The sequence below is a fragment of the Yoonia maritima genome, assembly GCF_003003285.1.
GTDB lineage: Bacteria > Pseudomonadota > Alphaproteobacteria > Rhodobacterales > Rhodobacteraceae > Yoonia > Yoonia maritima.
In genome coordinates this window covers 1-2,364 of the sequence record NZ_PVTP01000025.1, presented here as the reverse complement: position 1 = coordinate 2,364, position 2,364 = coordinate 1, and the positions used below count along the sequence as shown (strand labels likewise).

Below are 2,364 nucleotides of genomic sequence, written 5' to 3'. Positions count from 1 at the left end.
ACGCTTGAAATCTTCACTGAAATTTGGCTTCCTCATAACAGCCTCCTTGCCTCAAAATTAGGGAAGAAAGCGTCTACAATACTAGGGGCTATTCAGAGATTACCCTTTAAACGGCGTAGTTTTTTGCGCGCTGCAACTAATCGTTCAGAGAGATAACAATTATCGTTCACTGAATTTATATATCTTTCGGCTTGGGCTAACCTCCTGAAACCGTCTTCACCACGTAATATGGATATCTCAGCTTCTGCTATTTCTGTTAGCGCGCGTTGGATTTGGAGGTCAGCGTTCATTAGGCGCACAAGTTGTGTTAACTCAGATGAGAATGGTGCTGTTTCACCTAATCTGTCTAGATTTCCTGTATCTCCGTATTTTTTCCACTCAGGGTCTAGATCATTTAGACATATAGCTTCATGCCGGTCTACTACTGCACTGTTTTGGTTCGCAAACCCTGCGTTTATGGTTTCCGCAAAGGCGCGTGAAATTTTAAGAGGGTTAGTGCTTTCAATATTTTCGAAATATTTCCGCCGATCCCAACCCGGATCAAACACTCTATTTGCGTGAGGCAAACGAATTTGATTGCCGAGGTGTATCAAGTTAAGGGACAATCTCGAGTTTTCTCGAGTAGGCCGAGCATCTGGCTCCATGGATGATCCCGAAAACGTAAGGAGCTTTTTTATAACATTTTTTTCTCGTTTGTATGGTAAGACGGTGACGTTCTGCTTACCCATCTCTTTTTCCCATCGAGAAAGGATGGTATCGTATTGAAGTTCAGGTGAGGTGCGCAGCGCTTCTAACCGCTTCCTGTTGAATACGGCCCCTGTTCTTGAAATCGTTGAAGCCATGGAAACGATGTAGTCGACCTGAGGACGCAGCCAAATAACGATCTTGAACTCGTCAAAAAAGTTGTCGAGAAACGTTCTCAGTGCTCGTATTTCTTCGGGTAAATCTAGTCGATTGTAGAGCCATTCACTGGAAATTAAACAAGTATTGGATTGTGGCACATTTTCAATTTCCTTCTCAAAGTTATAAAAGGTCTCTTGACTGAAACTTTTGTGATCACTTTCATTTTTAATGTTAAAAAGTTTAAAGCCACGTTCAGGTCGGTTTGCCAACCTACACGCCGTAGCTAAACGAATGTGATGATGTTCCCCTAAAGAGGATGGATAAAAAACCCCATTGTTTTGCAGATTTTGTCTGTTTTGAGAAAGCCATGACTGAGCGCTTGTAGTCCCTGTTTTTGGTGTCCCAATATGTATAATCGCTTTCATAGTACCTACCAGATTTTGCTGATGCATTTGAGCAGGAAAACAGACACTGTCCAATCCCTAAGTTTAAGATATTTTGACTATGTTCCTATGGCCTTACTCGATATTTTACTTTAAGAGCTCTCAAAATCGTTGCACCTTACACGGTAAATTTGTTTGGATCTCTCACGGTTTGATGCCGCTCCTTTGATAACATTTACTGGACCACAGGAGACGAGCTATGGGACTAAAACGAACAGACGAATTCCTCCGAGATGCGAGGCGTCCGCTAAAAAATCCTGTTCCACAATGGACCTGTCCCGCTATTGTTCCGCTCCGATTACTCATTTATGCGGCCTTTCGTTCGAAAGCCAAGGGACTTTTCCAGCCGAGTGCTGAGTGTTTTCTGCGGGCGTTATAGAAGCCATTTATGTAGTTGAAGATTGCCAATTCAGCGGTGCGTCGGGTGGTCCAAGATTGCCGCCAGATCAGCTCCGCCTTAATCGTCTTGAAGAACGTCTCAACTGCGGCGTTGTCAAAACAATTCCCTTTCCCAGACATCGATACTTTGAACCCATGCCTACGCAGGATCTTCTGGTAGTCATGTGAGCAATATTGCGACCCGCGATCCGTGTGATGGATACAACCTTTAGGCGGTTTGCGTAGATTGATCGCCATTTCCAAGGCTCGGATTGCCAGATCGCGCTTCATGCGGTTGCTAACGGCCCAACCGATCACGCGCCTAGAGTGCAGATCAAGGATGACAGCCAGGTACAGCCAACCCTCACGCGTCCACACGTAGCTGATGTCGCCAGCCCATTTCTGGTTTGACTTTTCAGCATTGAAGTCGCGATCCAGCAGGTTTTGCGCGATATTGAACTTGTGGTTGCTGTCTGTAGTCACCTTGTATTTTTTTGACCTTTCGACACAAATGCTGTTCTCACGCATGATGCGACCAACACGACGGTGTCCTACGACAACGCCGACCTCCTTCAATTCTTCGGTCATTCTGGGGCGACCATAACTGCCCAGAGATAAGGCAAACTGTTCTCTTATATGTGCCAGCACCACCAAGTCTTTACGCTGGCTGGTGCTCAACGGCCGGGAACAAAAGGCACGA

General features: G+C 45.4%; 2 protein-coding genes. Both read right to left on the bottom strand.

Annotated features, from left to right (window positions below; genetic code table 11):
• Nucleotides 1–92: 92 nt before the first annotated feature.
• Complete coding sequence (locus CLV80_RS18245) at nt 93–1,268, bottom strand: hypothetical protein (protein ID WP_133169800.1); 1,176 nt, start codon at nt 1,266–1,268, stop codon at nt 93–95.
• A 324-nt stretch (nt 1,269–1,592) separates the two neighbouring features.
• Nucleotides 1,593–2,364: IS3 family transposase (locus CLV80_RS18240; RefSeq protein WP_106359365.1), on the bottom strand; the 772-nt coding region annotated here is incomplete at its 5' end.

What these genes read in the sequence shown, in the direction of transcription:
- CLV80_RS18245 (WP_133169800.1), bottom strand. Translation starts at nt 1,268, where the DNA reads ATGAAAGCGATTATACATATTGGGACACCAAAAACAGGGACTACAAGC.